The 23,160-nt window shown below is 45.1% G+C and carries 24 protein-coding genes; 12 read left to right on the top strand and 12 right to left on the bottom strand.

From position 1 onward, the window contains the following. Positions 1 to 23 precede the first annotated feature (23 nt). From F0U83_RS04900 to F0U83_RS04890, 3 genes are all read right to left on the bottom strand, one after another. On the bottom strand, positions 24 to 776 hold the full coding sequence (locus F0U83_RS04900) for a substrate-binding periplasmic protein (protein ID WP_138988802.1): 753 nt from the start codon (positions 774 to 776) through the stop codon (positions 24 to 26). Next, a complete protein-coding gene (locus F0U83_RS04895; RefSeq protein ID WP_138988801.1) occupies positions 773 to 1,504 on the bottom strand; it encodes a HAMP domain-containing protein in 732 nt (243 codons plus the stop codon). Before F0U83_RS04895 ends, F0U83_RS04900 begins: the two co-directional genes overlap by 4 nt. 86 nt (positions 1,505 to 1,590) lie before the next feature. Further along, complete coding sequence (locus tag F0U83_RS04890) at positions 1,591 to 1,857, bottom strand: GIY-YIG nuclease family protein (RefSeq protein WP_138988800.1); 267 nt, start codon at positions 1,855 to 1,857, stop codon at positions 1,591 to 1,593. A 125-nt stretch (positions 1,858 to 1,982) separates the two neighbouring features. On the opposite strand from F0U83_RS04890, the gene nhaD reads away from it, so the two are divergent. Then, positions 1,983 to 3,227: a sodium:proton antiporter NhaD gene (nhaD, locus tag F0U83_RS04885; protein WP_211343713.1), complete on the top strand. Its 1,245-nt coding sequence runs from the start codon at positions 1,983 to 1,985 to the stop codon at positions 3,225 to 3,227. 87 nt (positions 3,228 to 3,314) lie between these two features. Here the strand turns inward: nhaD and F0U83_RS04880 are convergent, their stop codons facing one another. From F0U83_RS04880 to F0U83_RS04850, 7 genes are all read right to left on the bottom strand, one after another. After that, a complete protein-coding gene (locus F0U83_RS04880) occupies positions 3,315 to 4,031 on the bottom strand; it encodes a YebC/PmpR family DNA-binding transcriptional regulator (RefSeq protein WP_138988799.1) in 717 nt (238 codons plus the stop codon). A 116-nt stretch (positions 4,032 to 4,147) separates the two neighbouring features. Then, a complete protein-coding gene (locus F0U83_RS04875) occupies positions 4,148 to 4,453 on the bottom strand; it encodes a thioredoxin family protein (RefSeq protein WP_138988798.1) in 306 nt (101 codons plus the stop codon). Then, positions 4,453 to 5,892, bottom strand: a complete 1,440-nt coding sequence (gene cysG / locus F0U83_RS04870) for a siroheme synthase CysG (RefSeq protein WP_138988797.1) — start codon at positions 5,890 to 5,892, stop codon at positions 4,453 to 4,455. The genes F0U83_RS04875 and cysG overlap by 1 nt, the downstream gene beginning before the upstream one ends. Positions 5,893 to 5,995: 103 nt before the next feature. Beyond that, a complete protein-coding gene (locus F0U83_RS04865) occupies positions 5,996 to 6,619 on the bottom strand; it encodes a phosphoadenosine phosphosulfate reductase domain-containing protein (protein WP_138988796.1) in 624 nt (207 codons plus the stop codon). A 55-nt stretch (positions 6,620 to 6,674) separates the two neighbouring features. Further along, positions 6,675 to 7,163, bottom strand: coding sequence for a DUF934 domain-containing protein (locus F0U83_RS04860; protein ID WP_138988795.1), 489 nt, complete (start codon positions 7,161 to 7,163; stop codon positions 6,675 to 6,677). Next, on the bottom strand, positions 7,147 to 8,805 hold the full coding sequence (locus F0U83_RS04855; RefSeq protein WP_138988794.1) for a nitrite/sulfite reductase: 1,659 nt from the start codon (positions 8,803 to 8,805) through the stop codon (positions 7,147 to 7,149). The genes F0U83_RS04860 and F0U83_RS04855 overlap by 17 nt, the downstream gene beginning before the upstream one ends. Positions 8,806 to 8,881: 76 nt before the next feature. Then, positions 8,882 to 9,667, bottom strand: coding sequence for a sulfite exporter TauE/SafE family protein (locus F0U83_RS04850; protein ID WP_138988793.1), 786 nt, complete (start codon positions 9,665 to 9,667; stop codon positions 8,882 to 8,884). A gap of 272 nt (positions 9,668 to 9,939) precedes the next feature. Here F0U83_RS04850 and cysD point away from each other — a divergent pair, with 272 nt between their 5' ends. The 11 genes from cysD to nth all read left to right on the top strand — a co-directional run bounded on the left by cysD (position 9,940) and on the right by nth (position 21,378). Continuing rightward, positions 9,940 to 10,857 (top strand): sulfate adenylyltransferase subunit CysD, encoded by a 918-nt coding sequence (gene cysD, locus F0U83_RS04845; RefSeq protein ID WP_138988792.1) that lies wholly within the window; start codon positions 9,940 to 9,942, stop codon positions 10,855 to 10,857. A gap of 57 nt (positions 10,858 to 10,914) precedes the next feature. Further along, entirely contained in the window at positions 10,915 to 12,591 is a 1,677-nt protein-coding gene (gene cysN / locus F0U83_RS04840) for a sulfate adenylyltransferase subunit CysN (protein WP_138988791.1), read from the top strand. A 165-nt stretch (positions 12,592 to 12,756) separates the two neighbouring features. Further along, positions 12,757 to 13,338, top strand: a complete 582-nt coding sequence (rsxA, locus tag F0U83_RS04835) for an electron transport complex subunit RsxA (RefSeq protein ID WP_138988790.1) — start codon at positions 12,757 to 12,759, stop codon at positions 13,336 to 13,338. Positions 13,339 to 13,352: 14 nt separating this feature from the next. Continuing rightward, entirely contained in the window at positions 13,353 to 13,949 is a 597-nt protein-coding gene (gene rsxB / locus F0U83_RS04830) for an electron transport complex subunit RsxB (RefSeq protein WP_138988789.1), read from the top strand. Next, entirely contained in the window at positions 13,949 to 16,276 is a 2,328-nt protein-coding gene (rsxC, locus tag F0U83_RS04825; protein WP_138988788.1) for an electron transport complex subunit RsxC, read from the top strand. Before rsxB ends, rsxC begins: the two co-directional genes overlap by 1 nt. Positions 16,277 to 16,291: 15 nt before the next feature. Then, the gene (gene rsxD, locus F0U83_RS04820; RefSeq protein ID WP_138988787.1) at positions 16,292 to 17,341 is read left to right on the top strand and encodes an electron transport complex subunit RsxD; all 1,050 of its coding nucleotides are present in this window, start codon (positions 16,292 to 16,294) and stop codon (positions 17,339 to 17,341) included. Then, a complete protein-coding gene (gene rsxG / locus F0U83_RS04815; RefSeq protein ID WP_138988786.1) occupies positions 17,341 to 17,973 on the top strand; it encodes an electron transport complex subunit RsxG in 633 nt (210 codons plus the stop codon). Before rsxD ends, rsxG begins: the two co-directional genes overlap by 1 nt. Further along, positions 17,970 to 18,677, top strand: a complete 708-nt coding sequence (locus F0U83_RS04810) for an electron transport complex subunit E (RefSeq protein WP_138988785.1) — start codon at positions 17,970 to 17,972, stop codon at positions 18,675 to 18,677. The genes rsxG and F0U83_RS04810 overlap by 4 nt, the downstream gene beginning before the upstream one ends. A 77-nt stretch (positions 18,678 to 18,754) precedes the next feature. Continuing rightward, entirely contained in the window at positions 18,755 to 19,753 is a 999-nt protein-coding gene (locus tag F0U83_RS04805; protein WP_246077872.1) for a response regulator, read from the top strand. Continuing rightward, on the top strand, positions 19,753 to 20,724 hold the full coding sequence (locus F0U83_RS04800) for a sensor domain-containing diguanylate cyclase (RefSeq protein WP_211343712.1): 972 nt from the start codon (positions 19,753 to 19,755) through the stop codon (positions 20,722 to 20,724). The genes F0U83_RS04805 and F0U83_RS04800 overlap by 1 nt, the downstream gene beginning before the upstream one ends. A gap of 18 nt (positions 20,725 to 20,742) precedes the next feature. Beyond that, entirely contained in the window at positions 20,743 to 21,378 is a 636-nt protein-coding gene (gene nth, locus F0U83_RS04795; protein WP_138988784.1) for an endonuclease III, read from the top strand. A 369-nt stretch (positions 21,379 to 21,747) separates the two neighbouring features. Here the strand turns inward: nth and yfaE are convergent, their stop codons facing one another. Further along, positions 21,748 to 22,008: a class I ribonucleotide reductase maintenance protein YfaE gene (yfaE, locus tag F0U83_RS04790; RefSeq protein ID WP_138988783.1), complete on the bottom strand. Its 261-nt coding sequence runs from the start codon at positions 22,006 to 22,008 to the stop codon at positions 21,748 to 21,750. Positions 22,009 to 22,018: 10 nt separating this feature from the next. After that, a complete protein-coding gene (nrdB, locus tag F0U83_RS04785) occupies positions 22,019 to 23,149 on the bottom strand; it encodes a class Ia ribonucleoside-diphosphate reductase subunit beta (protein WP_138988782.1) in 1,131 nt (376 codons plus the stop codon). Positions 23,150 to 23,160 lie beyond the last annotated feature (11 nt).

Raw genomic sequence — 23,160 nt, 5'->3', positions numbered from 1 at the left:
TGAATTAAACGCACATACAAGAATCAACGATAATAATTGAAAATCCGATCAACCGAGCCATCGTTATACATCTCTTGTAAGGTGGTATTGAGGCGATTAATAACGGTATCAGAGGTTTCCGGGTGGAAAGCAATACCCATAACTGTTTCTTTAAACGTCAACACATCAACTAAGCCATCAACTCGCTGCTTTTTAGCTAAATAGGGGCCTAATAAATGTCCCGTTGCCCATAGATCAATCCGATCACGATCTAATTTTAAGGCGTTAAGCTCATCTCGGCTTACCAAGTCTAAATTAAACCCTTGAGCCTCCAGATATAGAGCAATAGCGTCTCCCCTATAACCTCCAATACGATACTTCCTAGCATCTTCTAGAGAAGAAAGTCGTATATTACGGTCTTTTTTTGCTAAAAATACCCAGTTATTAGACGTTAGAGGACTGACCCACTTGAAAAGCTTCTCGCGCTCTGCTGTGCGTGTCGTAGAAAAAACGCCGACATTTGGGGATTCTTGGGCCATACTGTACGCGCGGTTCCAAGGCAACAGCTCCATCTCAACAGGGATCTGACTTCGTTTGAACAGTTCGTGTACGATATCAGTAGATATGCCCGAAATTTCGCCTGTCCTTGTAATCATATTAAACGGAGGGTAAGACTCCGTTGTTAACTTTATAGGCTCCGCCGCACTCGAATGAGCACTAAGCACCATAAGCATTAGATAGGCATACAACCTTACCGCTTTACTGACTGCTTTGAAAAAGTAAGAGAACACACTCATAGTTCTTGCTCGTTGGAACGGTTGTTTTGTCGGATTTTCTTAAACGCTACAATTAAACTTTTTTGCATTCGCGTTAAGGAGTCAGCTAACATACCTATTTCATCATTACTTTTTACTTCGATAACTGTATTGAGCTTACCAGTACTGATTTCACTGGCCTGTTCTGCAAGCTTAAGAATAGGTGTAATCAGAAACTTACCCAACAGCAAAACCAATACGAAAAAGATAGCAGCGTTAACTGCAACCGTTCGAATAACCTCGTTAACGACGGCATCTTGTATAGTTTTGCTGATAAAACGGTCGCTCACATAAACAGCCACACTGCCAATTGTTTTATCAGTAGTACGGATTTCTGCCGTTGCTTGGGCGTATGAGCTGGCTATGTTACCTGATGAGCCAATTACTCCCCAGTTATGATCTCGCTCTTTTGCTCCCATTACATTCGTGCCATTTTCATCATACACTACAACACCCAGAAGGCTTGTCTCCAGCATTTCTGCCTCAATTGCGCTACTGATACGATCAGTATCTAAATCCCAAACAGGAGTAATCAAATGCTGCGCCAAGCGCTCAGCGGTAACATCAGCCAAGTTGCTGAGTTTTTCTTTTTCGGTAGCAATCAAGCGATAAGTGTCAAATATACCTACCGCCGCCAATATTAAGGTGGTACAAACCAGCGTGATCAAAACAACTTTTGTTCGAATAGAACCTGAGTAGCGCGCAGACATGAAATCCCCTTATTTTTTGTAGTTTTGTCGCAAGATCATACTTTGGTCTTGGTAAATAAACAATCGCCAAAAAAAGAGGAGACTTATCAAGAAATTAAGGCGAGTTTTTCGGCTCGGGTTAAGCGTTTAATTACATACTCACGCTGACAAGCTTCCGACCGGTTACGAGCGGGTTCGTGCCAAACTAAAGTAACAGGCCTTCGACAACGGGTGTACTTTGCTCCCAACCGATTCGACTCATTGTGTTCTTTAAGCCGTCTCTGGCAGTCCGTAGTCACCCCCGTATAAAGCGTGCCATCAGCACAAAGGAGGAGATATACATGCCATAAAGGGGAATATTCAACGTCAGACATACTGGGCAAACTCACCGGATAACACTTAACGCTAGAATAATATAAACTTCGTGTCGAAAAATAAAATGCAGGGCATTTTACACAACAATAAAATACCGTCTTTCAACCTGCTGGAGCCGTGCAACATGCACACTTTTTTAATTACGTTAGCTGTCATAGCCTTTTTTATGATAGTGCTTGAAGATGTTATCCATCTCAATAAAGCAAAAACGACGCTGTTTCTGGGAACACTTGCTTGGCTTGTACTATTTTTGTTTCCCGAGCCCAATTTGTCACCAAAAGATATTCAAGAGATGCTTAATGAGAACCTTTTGGAGATCGCCAGCCTCTGGTTGTTTCTTATGGCAGCTATGACGTTTGTGGCTTACCTCAACCACCAAGGATTAATTGAAACTCTCATCTACAAGTTTTTACCCAGTCGCCTAGGTGAAAAACAATTGTTGTTTATGGTGGCGATATTTTCGTTTGTGTTTTCATCGCTGTCTGACAATATTACGGCTACGTTGGTCTCTGTAGCACTGGTACTCTCCTTACGGCTTCCCCCTAATAAAACATTGAAATTCACCGTCATGGTCGTCTTTGCCGTGAACTCAGGGGGCGTTTCATTAATAACCGGTGATGTCACCACTTTGATGATATTCCTAGCCGATAAAGTAGCAATACAGGATTTACTTTGGCTATCTGCCCCCTCATTTATCAGCGTGATGTTTTTAGCAGGCTTGCTCTCTTTCGGACTCTCTGGGGAACTTATCATTGATGGTGGACAACGGCGCTATGATCGCGTTGGCATGAGCATCGCCTTTGTTTTTTTAGCGACCATTCTAAGTACCATCATCCTCAACGTTATTGCTGGTGTCCCTCCGGTGCTTACCTTTTTGTTTGGCCTCTCAATTATGTTTTTAATTGGCCGCTTCTTCCACAAAGATGACGACCGGGAGAGTATGCTCGACTATATACGTGCGATTGAGTTTGACACATTGCTCTTTTTCCTCGGCATTTTACTCCTTGTCGGTATGTTAAAAGAGATTGGGGTTCTGGATTCTTTAGTGAAGATTTATGACATGTTGCCAGCAGTCCATGCAAACTATGTGATGGGTTTACTCTCTTCACTTGTGGATAATGTCCCGTTAACAGCTGCACTCTTAAAAGCAGACCCTGGCATGGATCACGCAGGTTGGTTATCACTCACCTATGGCGTTGGTGTAGGAGGTTCATTACTCGTTATTGGTTCAGCAGCGGGTATTGTTGCCATGAGTAAAGTGCCGGAAGTAACCTTTATCAGCTATATGAAATACAGCCTGTTTTTGCTCCTAGCTTATTCTTTAGGCTTTGCGGGAAGCTATGGCGTGGGTTTGGTACTGTTCCAGTAAACTTTAAGAAGCACGTTGTTGGCTGAAATGTTCGATAGCCAACAACGTGATCTAATTACCAATGATGCAGTTGTGCAAACAATCTAATTAGATAATCGCGTTATGGTAGATGTTTTGTACATCATCTAGATCGTTTAGCATGCCAAGAAATTTTTCGAGCATAGGCATATCTTCTTCACTGATTTCCGTTTCAGTTTGTGGCAAAAACTGAATTTCGTCCACATCAAATGTTATTCCCTCAAACGCTTCAGACAACGCCTGTTTAGCTTTAGCATACTCAGTATGGGGAGCAAAAACAGTTATTTTCCCCTCTTCATTTTCAATATCAGTTACGTCCACATCAGACATCATCAACGCTTCCAGTACCGCCTCTTCATCATCGTGCTGAAAAACAAAAATGGCGCAATGATCAAACATATGAGCAACACTGCCCTGCGTACCAATTTTCGTTTTAGTCTTGGTAAAACAGTTACGGACATCACCAAACGTACGATTAGGGTTATCTGTCAGGCAATCAATGATCACCATGCAATTCCCTGGGCCAAACCCCTCATAGCGCGCTCGAGAAAAGTCTTCTCCGCCACCGCCTTTTGCTTTATCAAGCGCTTTATCGATAACATGGCTCGGCACTTGTTCTCGCTTTGCTCGCTCAATTAAACCGCGCAGCGCTAAGTTACCGTTAGGGTCCACGCCCCCCGATTTTGCAGTAACATAAATTTCACGGCTAAATTTACTATAGAGTTTTGCGTTGGCATCGGATGTTTTTGCCATCGACATTTTGCGGTTTTGATAAGCTCGACCCATGGGATGATCTCTTTTACACAAGAATAAAAAATGGGATTCTACCTGATAAAGATTTATCTAGGGAGTGACTCTTTTATAAAATCAACATCCCTGCTTAAATCACCTTCTGACCTTCTCTATGTCTTTGCGTGGAAGAACCGCTCACATAGGTAATCCAGCTCCTTGAAGAATCTGCTCAAACTGAAAACTTGCACCTCCTCAATATAAAGCCGGCCATCTAAGTACAAGCGCACAACGGGCAAACTGAATACTTGGTTTTGAGCGCACTCCTCAGAAGCTTTTTCGCAATCTACATAATGTAGAGCTAAATCAGGCCAGTTGTCACGAAGATAGCGCTCAATTTGAGGACGAATAGCATGGCAAACACCACAGTGTTCACCCCCAAATAACCAAAGTCCGGTTTTGCCTATCGACTCGCTCATTAGGACTCCACAGCTTTACTCATCGACAAGGCGTGCGCCACACTCTGCTGATCTCCTACTGTGCCAAACCAAGATAGTTGCTCCTGTAACTGAACAACCTCACCGACGATAATAAGCGCAGGCGCGGGTAGTTGCGCCTGCTCCTGTTTGCTCACAATGTCTGCCAAAGTGCCAGTTAAAACCTGCTGATCAGCGGCCGTTCCCCTTGAGACAATGGCAACCGAGGTATTCTCTGGTTTACCATGGGTTACGAGCCCTTTAACCAAATCGGGCAATGTATGTAGCCCCATGTAGAAGACAACCGTCTGATTAGCATGGATCAATTCAGCATAGTTCAACTCTTGCTTGCGGTTTTTGAGTTGGCCCGTAACAAATTTAACCGATTGAGCATAATTTCGATGAGTCAGCGGGATACCGGCATAGGTTGAGCACGCACTTGCCGCCGTAATACCCGGAACCACCTGAAACGGGATACCTTCCGCTTTTAGCTCTTGCAGCTCCTCCCCCCCACGACCAAAAATGAAAGGATCGCCTCCTTTTAACCGAACCACACGTTTACCTTGTTTCGCGTGATTGACTAATAGAGCATTAATCCCCTCTTGGGGTACCGCATGATTATCTCGCTGTTTGCCGACATAGATAAGATCCGCATCACGACGACAAAGATCCAATACTTGCGGTGAGACCAAGTTATCGTAAAACACCACATCCGCTTGCTGCATTAGGCGAAGCGCCTTGAATGTCAGCAATTCAGGATCACCGGGGCCTGCACCTACGAGGTAAACTTCTCCAATTTGGTGGCCCACTTTACCCTGTTTAATCGCTTCAGTAAGCAATGCCTCGGCTTCAGTGTCCCTGCCAGAGAACACTTTCTCAGCAATCTGCCCCTCAATGACATATTCCCAGAAGCGGCGTCGATCATTTAGCACGGAAAAGCGCGCCTTGACCTGATCGCGAAAGCGCCCGACTAAACTACCTAAGTTACTGTACCCTTGAGGAATAAGCGTTTCTAGACGAGCCCTTAAAAGGCGCGCTAAAACAGGTGAATCTCCTCCCGAACTGATACCTATAACAATAGGAGACCGATCAACAATAGCAGGAAAAATAAAGGTACATAACGAAGGCGTGTCTACCACATTAACGGGTATATTGTGCTCGCTGGCATCAAAATGGATACGCTCATGAAGAGCATTATCATCAGTTGCAGCGACCACCAGCACCTTGCCATCCAGAAGGGCTGGATGATACTCACCAATGATGATTTGATCTTGCTCATGACTGAGTAAAGCTTTGAGTTCATCAATAATCCCATGGGAAACCACCGTGAGATTAACGCCAGCACGTTTTAGCAGCCTCGCTTTGCGCAAAGCAACATCGCCACCACCTACCAGTAGTGCCTGACGACCTTTGAGATTAAAGAAAAGAGGTAGGAAGTTCACAATGAGCCCTCATCAATTGATGAGCCTAAGATTAGCACATTTGCGTACAATCTATGATGGCTTCCAGGCTCATATTTTGCGATTCAAAACATAGAAAACCGGTTTAAAGCTGGGTATGCAATCCACATTCACGGGTTTCTAGTGCTTTGGTTGGATCAAAGTAGTCGTGCTCATTAGGCAAGTTGTGTTCAGCCAAATAAGCTTCTAGGTCTTCTTCACTCCAATTAAACAGCGGCGCTACTTTGATAATACCGTCTTTGCTTGCAGATACCACTTCTAACGATTGGCGAAACTCAGTTTGATCCTTACGAATGGCATTCAACCACAAATCTGGCTTCATCTGAGCCAACGCTCTCTGAAACGGTTCTAATTTAACCTGACGCGTAAACTCCTCATGTAGCGGATCATCTACGTCAGGAATACCTTTCATTAAGACGTTACGACGGGCAGAGGTCATCTGAGGAATAAACGTCTCAACATTTAAGTTAAGATCTTGAATCAACTTTTCTGCAAATCGATAAGTGGCAGACGTGTTATAGCCAGAGTCAACCCATAGCACCTTGATATCGGGTTTAGCTTGCACCGCCATATGCAAAATTACTGACTCATAGGGGCGAAAATTAGTGGTGACTATCGGGTTTACTGACTGAGAAACAGCCCAAGCGATAATCTCTTGTGGCGACTTACCTGTTAGTGCTTGGTTCGCAGCAGCGAGATCAATACTCATATCTTATACTCCTATGCAGTGCAAGACGGGGCTAACCACCCCGCCTTGGCATCATTTATCGGCGAAACAGCGGACGTGGATCTTCTGCAGCCCCTTGATAATGGACACTGATCTCATTGAATACAGCAAGGTCTTCTTGGCTAAATCGCTCCTCTGGAATTTGAAACGCATTGAAGCCACAGCGCTCCATGTAACCCAAACGATCGTGGGCAACATCCCCTACCGCTCTTAACTGCCCTTGAAATTTTTGGCGTACCAACTGCATGGCAATACTGAAGCCTCGACCATCCCGCAAAACAGGAAACTCAACAGCAACTAAGGGAAACGCCTGATGGAGACGGTACAGCTCGGCCAAGTTATCATCGCCATTCACCTGAACACCCACTTGACCTTCATGAGCATCAAGTACTGCTTGGTTTTCCAAAAAATATGTAAAAGGAACGATGAGATCACCTTGTGGCAGCTCAGCGGTTTCTTCAAGCCTTTCAGGACTAAGAGTAATCCAGTTATCCTCAACGATTTGTTGATTAATGAGCAACGGCATACACATTCTCCTTAAACGGATCCATACCAATACGCTGAACCGTATCTCGGAACAATTCATTGTCTAAGCGATGCTCTACAAACACGCCCAGAATACTTTCGATGGTATTAGCAACTTCATCAGCTGCGACTGCTTTACCTAAGATCTTACCCAAGCGAGCATCTTCTCGCGAAGAACCACCTAAGGTAATCTGATACCAGTCTTCGCCTTTTTTATCGACGCCTAATATACCAATATCGGCTACATGGTGGTGTCCACAGGCGTTGATACAGCCTGACATGTTGACATTGATATCACCTAGTTCGTAGAGATAATCTAGATCATCAAATTTCTCATTGATTTGATCAGCAATATTTAACGTACGGGCATTAGCTAAGGCACAAAAATCAAAGCCTGGGCATACAATCATATCTGTCAGTGTACCAATATTTGGACGGGCCATGTTGCCACCATCCAACGCCTGCCATACAGCGAAAAGGTCCGATTTTTTAACATCAGCCAACACCAGATTTTGATCGTGGGTGGAGCGGATCTCACCAAAGCTATACTGCTCAGCCAGATCAGCAATCAGATCCATCTGCACATCCGTGATATCACCTGCCGGTTTTAAATAGGGCTTTAACGAAACAATTACTGCCCGATAACCCTCGACCTTATGTTCACGGGTATTTTTCTCATACCACGTTGCAAAAGATTGATCCGCTGACAGCTTGTCTGCAAGTGTTTTATCTTCTGCAGCCTTTGGATCATAATCGAAAGGTTTGAAAAAAGATTTGGCACGCTCAATTTCAGCGTCAGTCAGCGTCAGCTCACCATCGCGCAAGAATTCCCACTCCGCCTCAACTAAACGTGTGAATTCCTCAACACCTAGCGCATTTACCAGAATCTTAATACGTGCCTTGTATTTATTATCTCGACGGCCATTAAGGTTATATACCCGTAAAATGGCATCCAAGTAAGACAAAAGGTGCTGCTTAGGTAAAAACTCACGTACTACTTTACCGATGACAGGCGTTCGACCAAGTCCACCACCAACCAAGACTTCAAAGCCAATCTCACCCTCTGCATTTTTGACAAGATGCAAACCGATATCGTGTACTTGGGAAGCTGCACGATCTTCGGGTGCTCCGGTAACAGCAATTTTAAACTTGCGAGGTAGATAAGCAAACTCTGGATGCAACGTCGACCACTGACGAATAATTTCACAGTATGGCCGCGGGTCCTCCAATTCATTGGACAAGATACCCGAAAACGGATCGGTAGTCGTATTTCGAATGCAGTTACCAGATGTTTGAATCGCGTGCATCTGCACTTGCGCTAACTCGGCTAGAATATCCGGCACTTCTTCTAACTTAGGCCAGTTAAATTGGATATTGGTACGTGTCGTAAAATGTCCATACCCTTTGTCATATTTTCGCGAAATATGCGCTAGTTTGCGCATCTGCTCAGATGAAAACAGACCATAAGGAATCGCCACACGCAACATAGGCGCATGACGCTGCACGTATAGGCCATTCATCAAACGCAATGCTAGGAACTCATCTTCTGGTAGCTCGCCAGCCAGAAAACGACGCGTCTGGTCACGAAACTGCTCGACTCGCTCATTAACCAGGGTTTGGTCAACTTCGTTATATTGGTACATGAATACTTCACCCGTTTGGCAGACCCGCTGCCCGCTTAGTTCTAAGAGTCAAAATTAAAAGTTTGTTTATTATTTATCAGCCTGCCAACACAAACCGTACGCCGATAGCAAGAAGTACCGAGCCAATAATCGGCTGCATAACCGCTGGGGAAAGCTTCGCTCCCAAATGGCTTCCTAGGAATACTCCCGGTAAAGAGCCAATCAGCAGGTAAGCCAGCAAGGACAGGTCTACACTGCCCATAGTATAGTGTCCTGCTCCTGCCACTCCCGTCAGAACAACTGCATGAACCAGATCAGTTCCTACAATTGCCGGCATGTTCATCCGTGGATAGAGTGTAATCAACAATGCCGTACCTAACGCACCTGCACCCACTGAAGACAAAGTAACCAAACCACCTAAGACAATACCCATGACGACGGTGATCGCTGGACGTACACGTTTTGCTTTAATAACCCATGCTTCATGCTGAATCTTCATAGCGTAAGTACGAATACGGTTACGACAGAAAACAGCAATGGAGGTTAAAATCAACGAAAAGCCTAACGTCAGATTCATTAAGTGCTCAATCTGCTCGAGCGCATCCAACCCCTTAAGGTATTCCAGAGTCAGCAAGCTACCGGGTATACTCCCCAATAGCAGTAAGAACACCACTCGCCACTCAATAAGCTTCTTTCGAGCGTAGGCAAATACACCACCAAACTTAGTGACTGACGCATACAGCAAATCCGTACTAACAGCGACGATAGGCGGGATGCCAAAGACGACAATCAAGATCGGTGTCATCAACGCACCGCCACCGATTCCTGTCAGACCGACAACAAACCCAACCACCAAACCTGCAAAACTGTAAGCTAATTCCATAACCACAGTACCTACCACCGCCAAATTAATCAGGTCGCCATCATACAGAGCATTATATATAACCTAAAATAATAATTTTTCATCTTGTTATATTTTTTTAGAATAAAAAATCATCCCGTAAAACCCGTACTCGATTATAACAAAAAAGAATAAAAGAATTTCTATTTATTACTTTTACAAAGGTGATTAGTTTGTGATAATGCGCCGCAACATCCGCAGCTGTGCACATTGACCTCTGCGATCAACTTTGTCCTTTATTAGAGCAGGCTGACATGACATCTTTACCAGAACGCCGTCTTACTCATCTTAAGCAATTGGAGGCTGAGAGCATCCAGATCATTCGCGAAGTCGCCGCCGAGTTCGAGAACCCTGTCATGCTTTACTCCGTCGGCAAAGATTCGGCAGTAATGTTGCACCTGGCACGAAAAGCCTTCTTCCCAGGAAAGCCACCTTTCCCTCTTATGCACGTTGATACCACTTGGAAATTTAAGGAGATGATCAGCTTTCGGGATAAAATGGCTAAAGAAGCAGGGATGGACCTGATCGTACATATCAATCAGGAAGGTGTAGATATGGGGGTAGGCCCCTTCACCCACGGCTCATCCAAACACACGGATATCATGAAAACTCAGGCCCTCAAACAAGCATTGGATAAGTACAAGTTCGATGCAGCTTTTGGTGGTGCACGCCGTGACGAAGAAAAATCTCGCGCAAAAGAGCGTGTTTTCTCATTCAGGGACAAATTTCACCGCTGGGATCCAAAAAGCCAGCGCCCCGAGTTGTGGACTATTTTTAATACCCGTGTAGATAAAGGCGAGAGTATTCGCGTATTCCCTCTTTCTAACTGGACGGAACTGGACATCTGGCAATACATCTATCTTGAGAGCATCCCAATTGTACCTCTGTACTTCGCAGCAGAACGCCCCGTTGTGCAACGCGATGGCATGATGATTATGGTTGATGACGAACGCCTTCCGTTGAATGAAGGCGAAACGCCTGATATGCGTAAGGTACGTTTCAGAACGCTTGGCTGCTATCCGCTAACCGGTGCTGTCGATTCCAACGCAGAAACACTACAGGAAATTATTCAGGAGATGTTGCTCACAACAACCTCCGAGCGACAAGGCCGCGCCATTGATCACGACTCGTCTGGCTCAATGGAGAAAAAGAAGATGGAAGGCTACTTCTAGTAACCGACCCACTTTTTCTAACTGTTTCCTGATACCGAATTTTGTAGAGAGAAGACCATGAGCCATCAATCAGAACTGATTTCCAGCGATATTGAAGCCTATTTACACCAACATGAAAACAAAGAACTTCTTCGGTTCCTGACGTGCGGAAGCGTGGATGACGGCAAATCCACCTTAATCGGACGCTTGCTACACGACTCTAAAATGATCTATGAAGATCAACTAGCTGCGATCCAAAACGATAATGCCCGCGTGGGCAATGCGGGAGAAGAATTAGACCTCGCATTACTTGTTGACGGTTTACAAGCAGAGCGTGAACAAGGCATTACTATTGACGTTGCCTATCGGTATTTCTCCACCGCCAAGCGTAAGTTCATTATTGCCGACACCCCTGGCCATGAACAATACACTCGCAACATGGCCACAGGCGCATCAACCTGTGATTTGGCCATCATTTTGATCGACGCTCGTCATGGGGTTCAGGTTCAAACACGGCGCCATAGTTTTATCGTGTCATTACTAGGGCTAAAGCACACCATTGTTGCCATTAATAAAATGGACTTGGTTGACTTCAGTGAAGCGCGCTACGAAGAGATAAAAGCAGATTATTTGAAGTTCGCTGCACAATTAGATCTCCCGGATATCCAATTTGTGCCACTTTCTGCATTGAAAGGTGACAATGTCGTTAACCCATCAGAGTCTATGCCTTGGTACACCGGTTTACCACTGATGGAGACACTGGAAACCGTGCAGATCGCCCGTGATCAGAACTTTGATGCACTACGTTTCCCAGTACAATACGTTAACCGTCCTAATCTTGATTTTCGTGGCTATTGCGGCACGCTGACCTCAGGCATTGTCCGCCCCGGTGATGCTGTCACTGTTTTACCTTCAGGCAAGTCATCCCGCGTAAAATCGATTGTGACCTTTGATGGTGAACTAGAGGAGGCATTTCCTCCTATGTCGATCACCCTGACACTGGAAGACGAAATCGATATCTCTCGTGGCGATATTCTTGTACATAGTCAGAATATCCCTAAAGCGACCAATCGTTTTGATGCAACGCTCGTGTGGATGTCAGAGCAGCCCATGTCACGAGGTAAAACCTATGACATCAAACTGCTGACCAGTCGTGTTGCAGGTGCGATTACTGATATTCGTTACAAAATCGATGTAAACACACTAGAACACTCAGAAGACTCCAGCTTACAGTTAAATGAAATTGGGCGATGCGAGTTAACGCTTGAGCGCGCCATTCTTCCGGACAACTATAAAGCTTTCCGAGGTACAGGCTCTTTCATTGTGGTTGATCGACTCAGTAATGCAACGGTTGCGGCTGGCATGATCATTGACGCCGACCAAGATGCTGGTTACAAGCTCTATGATGCAACACAGGTCAGTGCCGAGCAGAAAGCCGCACGTCTAGGTCAGAGAAGCTCTATTATCCAAATCACGGGGGATAAACAGTCAACTGAAACGCTGATTCACTCGTTAGAAAAGGCACTGTTTGATCTGGGTAAAGCGGTCGCACCGCTAATTGAGTCGAATTTACCAGCTACGCTACAACCGGTCATTGCCGATGTTGCGGCTCAGTTAAAAGACAACGGTCTGATAGTACTGTCAAATAGCCAGTTAGACGCTGATCTCAGTATTGATGCAAACACAGCGCCGACTCAAGATGAAGACCATGTAGCTGCTGCGCTACAACAGTTAAGAGCTAAAAACCTGATATAATCCAGCGCGGTCGGGGCCAGAGCACGCCTCTGTCTCCGATTGCGTTAGATCAACGCTTTACCCATGTTTAGCGATACAAAATTAGGTTAAACTTTAGCCTTTGCTAATTTTACCGATCTATCAAGTGCTGCTTGATAGGTCTTTCGTTTTTCTGAAGCAGAGATCATGACAGATTTCCTATTAATTCTGATCAGCACCGTGCTGGTTAACAACTTCGTACTGGTACAGTTTCTAGGCTTATGCCCCTTTATGGGAGTTTCCAATAAGCTAGAAACCGCCATGGGCATGTCCCTTGCGACAACCTTTGTACTAACACTGTCTTCGGTATGTAGCTACCTTGTCTACACCTACCTGCTTCAACCATTTGAGTTGGGTTATCTTAGAACCATCTCTTTTATACTGGTGATCGCCGTTGTCGTACAATTTACAGAAATGGTCGTCAAAAAAACCAGCCCTATGCTCTACAAAGTGCTGGGGATCTTCCTACCACTAATCACCACAAATTGTGCGGTGCTTGGCGTGGCACTTTTGAACATTAAAAAGCAGAACCATTTTATGGAATCTATTTTTTATGGATTCGGCGCCGCTGTAGGTTTTTCAATGGCATTGATTTTGTTTTCGGCCATTCGTGAGCGTGTTGCCGTGGCTGATGTACCCGTTCCCTTCAAAGGTGCCGCGATCGGTATGGTGACGGCGGGTTTAATGTCTCTAGCCTTTATGGGCTTCACCGGTCTGGTTAAGTTTTAAGCGGGATAGATGCCATGAGTGCTGTATTAATTGCCATACTGGTCTTGCTGAGCTTAGCTATCGTATTTGGACTTGTATTAGGCTTTGCTGCTGTTAAGTTCAAGGTTGAAGGCAATCCCATTGTCGACCAAATTGATAACTTACTGCCTCAAACACAATGTGGACAGTGTGGCTACCCAGGTTGTCGGCCTTATGCTGAAGCAATTAGTAACGGGGATGCCATTAACAAATGCCCTCCCGGCGGACAAAGCACCATTGAAGCCCTTGCCGACTTGCTGGATGTAGAAGCTATTCCGCTGGATGCTGAACACGGTGAAGAGAGTGTAAAAAAGATCGCTTACATCCGTGAAGATGAATGTATAGGCTGTACTAAGTGTATTCAGGCTTGTCCAGTTGATGCCATTTTAGGTGCAGCCAAACAGATGCACACTGTCATTGTGTCCGAATGTACTGGCTGCGACCTCTGTGTAGAACCCTGCCCTGTTGACTGTATCGATATGTTGCCGATTGAAACCACCTTAAATACCTGGAAGTGGGATGCGCCCGTTCCTGGCGTACAGCTGATTGCAACCGACAAGGGTCGTGGACTTGAACAAAGAGAGGTCGCCTGATGCATAAGTTTTTCTCATTTCATGGTGGCATCCATCCACCAGAGAATAAAAAACAATCCACACGCGCACCTATTCGTCCAGCACCCTTGCCCGAAAAGCTGATCGTCCCTTTGCAGCAGCATATTGGTGCGCCTGCTAAACCTTGTGTCAATACAGGTGAGCACGTCCTTAAAGGACAAGTGATTGCCAAAGCACAAGGCCGTATTAGCGTTGCGGTGCATGCTCCTAGTTCTGGGCATATTATCGATATTGCCCCACAAGCGGTTCCTCATCCATCCGGTTTGGCAGCACCTTGCATCACGATTGCAACAGATGGACAAGATGAATGGATACCCCATCAAGGGTTAGAGAATTATCGTGCACTCCCTAAGCCTGAATTGATCGATTACATACGCGATCATGGCATTGCTGGCATGGGCGGTGCAGGCTTCCCGACAGATGTCAAACTTCATCTAGGGGATGATCATATCGTCAATACTTTGATCATCAATGCAGCCGAATGTGAACCTTACATTACCGCTGACGATATGCTTATTCGTGAGCGAGCTGATCAAATTGTCAGCGGTGTTGAGATCATCAACCACTTACTGCAACCCAGCCACATCATGATCGGCATTGAGGATAACAAAGCTCATGCTATTCGTGTGCTGGAAGAAGCCTTACGTGATACGAATCTGAACATTGATATTATGGTTGTCCCCACAAAATATCCTTCTGGCGGGGAGAAACAACTGATCAAACTACTCACCAATGTGGAAGTACCGAGCGGCCGCATACCCGCAGATGTAGGTATTGTCTGCCAGAATATTGGAACAGTCGCTGCCATCCATCAAGCAGTACATGAGGGCAAACCGCTCATCTCCCGTATTGTGACAGTCACCGGTGAAGCGGTCTCAAAGCCACAAAACCTAGAAGCATTAATAGGCACTCCATTTAGCGCTCTTCTGAAAGCTTCAGGTATTAATCGACCTCAACTGAGTCGCCTAGTGATGGGTGGCCCCATGATGGGATTCACTATCGAAGATGAGAATATTCCCGTCATCAAGACATCCAACTGTATTATTGCAGCAACATTACAAGAGATGCCTCCCGCACCGCCTGCACAAGCGTGTATTCGCTGTGGCATGTGCGAACAAGTATGCCCTGCTGAGCTACTACCCCAACAGCTACATTGGTTTGCTAAAAGTCGCGAGTTTGAAAAGGCTAAGCACCACAACCTGTTTGATTGTATAGAGTGCGGAGCCTGCTCCTATGTCTGCCCTAGCAATATCCCACTGGTACAATACTACCGTTTTGCTAAGCAAGAGATCAGAGCAGAAGAAGCTGAACAACGTAAAGCAGAACAATCCCGCATCCGCTTTGAAGCAAGACAAGCAAGGCTTGAGCAAGAAAAGATTGAAAAAGAGCTAAGACGCAAAGAGCGCGCCGAGCAGGCCGCTAAAGCGCAAGCAGAAAAGAAAATCAGCGCTGAGAAAACCTTGGCAACACCTGATAACAATGCTCAGCCGGCTGCACCTGATATTAAGCAGCTCAAAACAGCCGCCGCCGTTGCAAGAACTAAACTTAAAAAGGCACAGCAGGCGTTGAAAAATGCCACTGAAAAAGGTCAAGAAGGCACGGAGGTGTTGCAAGCTACCGTTGTCGATTTAGAGAAAAAAGCACACGAAGCACAACTAGCCTTTGAAAAAGCGGATTCGGGTGCCCCGACATCAGGTACGGCATCAGCGCCGCTCAACGGTCTTACAGAAGATGTAGAGAAAGCTAAACGCACGCTCGAAAAAGCAGAGACAGCCTTACAGGCTGCGATCGCCAACAATAGTCCGGCCGTTGAAAAGATGCGCGCTGGGGTTGATAAATTACGTGCAAAATATGATGAGTCTCTAGAAGCCCTTCAACAAGCTCAAAGCAACACCACGGTTACAGTAACCGAGGCTATTGACTTAAAAGCGCTCAAACAACAAGTTTCCATCATGCGAACCAAACTAAAGAAAGCAGAAAAAAGTTTGGCGGAAACAGCAGAAGGCGATGCCCTTTATAGAGAGCTTGAAGAAGAAATTAAGCGCCTGCAAGAGCGACACGATGAGGCTAAAGCTCGTCTTGATGAGGCTGAAGCAATCAAGTCTAAAGAAGCACAAGCTCAGGGCATTGACCTCAAAAAGCTAAAAATCGATGCAGCGCTTGCAAGGGCTGCTGTCACTAAAGCAGAACGTGCTATCAAAAAAGCGCAAGAGAATGATGGCGAAGACCTCACTCAATTACAGGCTGAGTTAGTGGCTGCCGAACAACACGCAAACCAACTCAATCAAACTTTGAGCCAATTTGAATAGGACATCCCATAAATTATGGCGCTAATTCGAATTTCATCCCCTCACGTCCATAAACCGGCCAGTACCGCCGACGTGATGCGACTCGTAATTTTGGCAACGTTGCCAGGCGTACTCGCGATGACCTTCTTCTTTGGGTGGGGAACACTGATCAATATCCTATGGGCATCGCTCCTTGCTCTGACCTTTGAAGCGATCTGTATTCACGCCCGCAAACGGCCGACCCTGTTTTACCTTCGTGATTACAGTGCTGTACTAACCGCCGTATTGATCGCCCTTGCACTCCCCCCTTTTGCACCTTGGTGGTTAACCTTAGTCGCTGTTTTTGTGGCCATCGTTATAGCCAAACAGCTCTATGGCGGCATTGGCCAAAACCCTTTCAACCCAGCCATGGTCGCTTATGCACTGGTATTGATCTCTTTTCCTGTTGAAATGACACGCTGGACGGCCCCCTTTGTTCTTCATGGCGAAGGATGGAATGTTTTAGGTTTTACAGACACGTTGCAATTGATATTTGGTAGCTGGCAAGCGAGCGCTGATGCGTTTACATCAGCCACCCCCTTAGATGAAATGCGCCATCGTGGGGGCCTCACGACTGAAGAGGTGTGGAGAACGTCTGATGTTCTCGCCAATGTTGGCGCATGGCACGCCGTTAGTGCAGCTTATGTTATGGGAGGGATCTTCCTGCTTTATCGGAAAGTTTTCACATGGCATACGCCTGCAGCATTCCTGCTTTCTTTAGGCGGCTTGGCAACGCTATTTTATTTGATCGCACCCGATCAATACCCAGACCCATTTTTTCATTTAACGGTTGGTGGCACTATGCTGGGCGCATTCTTTATTGCAACTGACCCGGTTTCTTCTGCTACCAGCAACAAAGGGAAAATCTGGTTTGGCGTCGGTATAGGCGTACTCATTTATATTATTCGAAGCTGGGGTAACTACCCTGATGCGGTAGCTTTTAGCATTCTATTGATGAACCTAGCCGCCCCTTTTATTGATCAATACACACAACCACGTAGTTATGGACACCGTTCGCCCAAGCGCGGGCTTAAGGAGAAAGCGTAATGGAGTTATTCCAATCTATTCGCCAAAACACCTTAGGCATCTCTATTTTTGCGATTGTGACGGCTGGCCTGATTGCCATCACCCAAGTCTCGACCAAAGAGCGAATTGCCACCAATGAGCGTGAGCAAGAAGCGAAAGCATTACACGAAATCATTCCGGCCAAAAGCATCGACAATGACTTACTCCATGACACGCTGCTGCTACCCGCCCCAACACTCGGCTATTCTCAAGCGAGGATTTATCAAGCACACAAAGCAGGTCAAGTCTCGGCTGTTATCATCCCTGTAATTGCGCCCGACGGTTATAGTGGCGATATTTCGCTGATTGTAGGCATTAACGCAAAAGGTATTATTGAGGGCGTTCGTGTATTATCCCACAAAGAAACACCGGGTCTTGGGGATAAAATTGATTTAAAAAAATCCCCTTGGATTCTCAGCTTTAATCGCAAGTCGTTAAAAGATGATAATGATCCCGCTTGGGCCGTAAAGAAAGAGGGCGGCGACTTTGATCAGTTTACCGGCGCAACCATTACGCCGCGGGCTGTAATTAATGCTGTCGCACGGGCCGTCCGCTTTTTTGAACTAAACAAGTCTACTTTGCTCATTAAAACCCACCCTGCGGAGGCATCATGAGTATTGATTACCGCAAAATCACCCTAGATGGCCTGTGGCACAACAATCCGGCTCTCGTTCAACTGCTCGGCTTGTGTCCGTTACTCGCGGTCACCTCTTCTGTCGTTAATGCTCTCAGCTTAGGTATTGCAAGTATTCTCGTTTTGACAGGCTCCAACCTCACTGTTTCACTATTCAGACATTTTGTGCCGGACGCTGTACGCTTACCCGTGTTCGTTATGATCATCGCCGCCTTCGTAACGTCCATCGAGCTTTTGATGCAAGCCATGACTTATGAGCTTTATCAAATACTCGGCATCTTTATTCCATTAATTGTTACCAACTGCGTCATCATGGGCAGAGCTGATGCTTTCGCCTCAAAAAATCCTGTATCAGCCTCTTTGCTGGATGGTTTTATGATGGGCTTAGGCTTTACCGCCGTTTTGGTGCTTTTAGGGGCCTTACGCGAAGCGCTGGGATCTGGCACTCTATTTGCGGATATGCACTTACTTCTTGGAAGCTGGGCAGAAAGCTGGAAGATCACTCTGTTTAATGACTACAAAGGCTTTCTGTTTGCTATTTTACCTCCCGGCGCTTTCGTTGGCATGGGGCTTCTCATCGCGCTAAAGAATATCATCGACCAACGGCTCAAAGAACGCGCATTGTCACAAGCGCCGCAACAGGAGCCCGGAAGCTCCAGTAAGCGTGTGCGTGTTACAGGTTGATAGCTAATTTATCTATTGTTTTTATAGGCTTTTTTGGGTAGTTTGATGTTTTCTGCTACCTAAAAGAGCCGAATGTCTTGAACAACCCTATTCCTGTTATCATCTGCGATGATTCATCTCTCGCACGTAAACAGATGGCCCGCGCATTAGAGGGCTGGAATGTAGAGATTACGCTTGCTGAGCAAGGCCTTGAGGCTATCGAAGCGATTCGTGCAGGTAAAGGCGACCTCCTCTTTCTCGATCTTAATATGCCAATTCTAGATGGTTATGGTGTACTGGAAAGAATTCAGCGGGATGACCTGCCTACTATGGTTTTGGTTGTCTCTGGTGACATACAACCTGACGCCCGAAACAGAGTAAAAGCATTAGGTGCGCTAGATTTTATTAAAAAACCTATTAATCCCGATATTGTCAGCGATGTACTACATCAATATGGATTACTATCGGAATTAAGCCCCAGTGATGCACCATCACCTCCCCCCACCGAAGTTGCAATCGACCTGAAGTCTTACTATCAAGAGATAGCTAATGTCGCCATGGGACGTGCAGGTGATAGGCTAGCACGTCTATTAAAAGTCTTTGTACATTTACCTATACCCAGAGTCGATGTGATTTCCATACAAGAGCTTGATATGGCATTACGCAATCATATAGGTCGAGAGGGTAGCGCAACGGTCAGCCAAGGTTTTGTAGGCGCAGGTATCTCTGGTGAAGCGCTGCTGCTCTTTACAGAGTCCAATATTCCAGATATGGCCAAACTACTACACTATGAAGGCCCGATAGACGAAGCCGCCGAAAAAGAGATTTTAATCGACTTAGCCAATGTATTAAGTGGCGCTTTTTTAAACAGTCTTGCTCATCAACTGGATATTAGTTTTAGCCAAAACCCTCCTTTCATCATCGGTATGCATGGTGACTTACCCGAAATAGGTGATAATGGAGAAAATAGCTGGGATAAAACACTGTCAATTGAAATCAGCTATCGCATAGAGGACCACAAAATCAACTGCGACCTCTTACTGCTTTTCACCGAAGACTCTTTAGACGCCCTTAATGAACGAGCTCGATTTTTCTGATGAATATGACTGCAACAGAACCTAATATCGAAGAACTACACTTACAACTCGGCTTATTGCAAATGTTAGATGTGGGGTTAGTCGTTCTGGATAAAGACTACAATATTTATCTATGGAATACCTTTATGGAGAACCACTCTGGCCGACTCCATAGTCGCTTGTATAAGAAAAATCTGTTTGAGTGCTTTTCCGAACTTCCTGCCACATGGTTTCGCCGCAAGATTGAATCCGTTTTTACTTTGAAGAACCGTTCCTTCATCACTTGGGAGCAGCGACCTTACTTATTCCATTTTAAGAGCTATCGGCCCATTACCGGCAACGCTCCACACATGTACCAGAATGTCACCCTTATTCCCCTTTCCTCTCCTGATGGGAAAGTGAATCATGTAGGCATATTAATCTATGATGTAACCGATGCCGCCATGGGAAGAAGAGCATTAGAAAAAGCCAATGGACAACTAGAAAAACTTAGCAGAACCGATGCACTAACAGGGCTTTTTAACCGGGGCTTTTGGGAAAGCCAAATGCTACATGAGTTTAACCGGTTTGCCAGAACACAAAGCCCATCTACACTCATTATGGTCGATATTGATCATTTTAAGCGCATTAATGACACCTACGGGCACCCTGCTGGCGATGAGGTCATACGCCAACTCAGTGCCTGCCTTCAAGAAGCGACTCGAAACACCGATATTGTAGGGCGCTATGGTGGAGAAGAGTTTGCGTTATTGTTAGTCGATACGAAAGCGTCCCAAGCTAATATCCTTGTGAACCGACTTAGAGATGCGGTCGACTCACTGGCTATACCTCATTTAGATGAATCGATTACTTTCACTCTGAGTATGGGAATGGTAGAGATCAGTAATTTATTTCAGACCTATGAGCAGTGGATACAATTGGCTGACCAAGCACTCTACCAGTCTAAACAAAATGGCCGAAACCGAGTCACTGTACTGAGCATGGACGAATAAACCTGCTTTATATTTGCTATGAATAAAACCATAAGACACCAGATTTTCAGCCGCTGGAGGGAAGAAAACCCTTTTCCCACCACAGAACTTGAGTACACCTCTCCGTTTGAGCTACTCATAGCCGTTATCTTATCCGCCCAAGCGACTGATGTCGGCGTTAATAAAGCCACGCGTAAACTCTACCCTATCGCGAATACACCAGAAACCATTCTACAGCTAGGGCTAGAAGGCTTAAAAAGCTATGTAAAAACCATTGGCTTATATAACGCTAAAGCTGAAAACATCATCAAAACGTGTCAAATTCTCATGGATCAATACAGTAGCCAAGTACCTGATACCCGAGAAGCATTAGAAGCATTACCCGGTGTTGGCCGCAAAACAGCTAATGTCGTATTAAATACTGCCTTCAGGCAGCCTGCTATGGCCGTTGACACTCATATCTTTCGTGTTGCCAACCGTACCCGTATAGCACCTGGAAAAAACGTGCTAGAGGTCGAAAAAAAGTTACTAAGGTTTATTCCAAAAGAGTTTTTAATGGATGCTCATCATTGGATGATTTTGCATGGACGTTATGTCTGCACCGCACGAAAACCTAAATGCGGTAGCTGTATGATCGAAGATCTATGCGAATACAAGGAAAAAACCGACATATAACCACCTCCCAAATAGCGTTAAAAGTTACCCCCACAAGCTGTGGATAATTATGTGTAAATCTTTTGAGTAGATCCATGCAGACCGCATAAACACTGCACTGCTCTTAAATTGTCCGAAATTCAACCACAAAGAAAAAATACATATTTTTCAATAAGTTATATATTTCAATAATTTTTTATAAAGAAAAAGTATTGACTTAGCCTAAGTGGAACTTCACCAAAAAATCTGTGTGGATGACGCTATAAATAGACAGTAAAAAACTTTGATTTCAAGACTTGAAAATAAAAAAAGAAAGAAATTGTGGATAAAACAACCTGACTGCTATCCACGTCGGAATAACATCTGAACTCAGAAAGCAAGGGCACTTACTTATTCAGGCATTTCAATTTCGATATGAGTTTTTGGAATACAACAGCAGGTAAGGATTTCTCCTTCATTGAGATCTAAAAGACTTTCTTGCACATATTCTACTTCGCCATCAATTAAACGAACTTTGCAGCAACCACAATACCCACCGCGACAGTTATAGGGTGCAGGGATCTCCTGCACCTCTAGAGCGTCCAATAAGGTAGGTTCATACTGGTAGTAAAAAGTGTGGAAGTGATTGACTTTAATTCGAGGAATCGACATTACTCACCCCTTACAAATCAAAGTCATCAAAATCACTTTCATCGACCTGATTATCTATCTGACCGACCAGATAAGAGCTTATCTCAGACTCCTGCGGCGCTACTTGCACATTATCGCTACTTAGCCAAGCATTCATCCAAGGAAGTGGATTTTGCTTAGAAGGAAACAGCTCATCAAATCCTAATGCTCGCATCCTAACATTCGTAATGTATTCCACATAATCACTGAGAATTTTGGCATTCAAGCCAATCATGGACCCATCACGGAATAAGTAGCTAGCCCACTCTTTTTCTTGCTCTGCAGCTTCGGCAAAAATGCGAATAGCCTCTTCACGACACTCAACGGCAATCTCTTTAAATTCAGGATCATCGCTTCCCGAGGCCAAGATATTTAGCATATGTTGAGTGCCCGTCAGATGAAGTGCTTCATCACGGGCAATCAATTTAATAATCTTTGCATTACCTTCCATGATTGCTCGCTCAGCAAATGCAAAGGAGCAAGCAAAACTCACATAAAAGCGGATAGCCTCTAACACATTGACCGAAACCAACGTTAAGTAGAGCTTTTTCTTGAGATTACGCATCGATACATCAAATGTTTTACCCGCAATCGTATGCGAACCTTTACCATGTACTGAATAAATACTGACAAGCTCTATCAGTTCATCATAAAGCCGTGTCACCGCTTCAGCACGCTTCACGATCTCTTCATTGGTTACAATTTGATCAAAAACGTCTGAAGGTTCAGTGATGATATTGCGAATAATATGAGTATAAGAGCGGCTATGGATCGTTTCGCTAAATGCCCATGTCTCAAACCACGTTTCCAACTCAGGTAATGAAACAATCGGCAAGAAGGCAACGTTCGGAGAGCGCCCCTGTACAGAATCCAGCAAGGTCTGATATTTTAAGTTACTCAGAAAAATATGCTGCTCATGCTCAGGCATATTCATAAAGTCTTTACGATCAGTGGACAAATCAACTTCTTCAGGACGCCAGAAAAAAGAAAGTTGTTTCTCAATCAATTTCTCAAAAATAGGATATTTTTGCCTATCATAGCGAGCTACGTTAACACTTTTTCCGAAAAACATCGGCTCAAGGGTTGCATCATGATTAGAAGTACTGAACGTTGAATAAGACATAAATTCTGAGC

Origin of the sequence: Neptunomonas concharum (assembly GCF_008630635.1) — a bacterium.
Classification (GTDB): Bacteria; Pseudomonadota; Gammaproteobacteria; order Pseudomonadales; family Balneatricaceae; genus Neptunomonas; species Neptunomonas concharum.
Note: the sequence above shows the minus strand (reverse complement) of the source record. Positions and strands in the feature narration are given on the sequence as shown.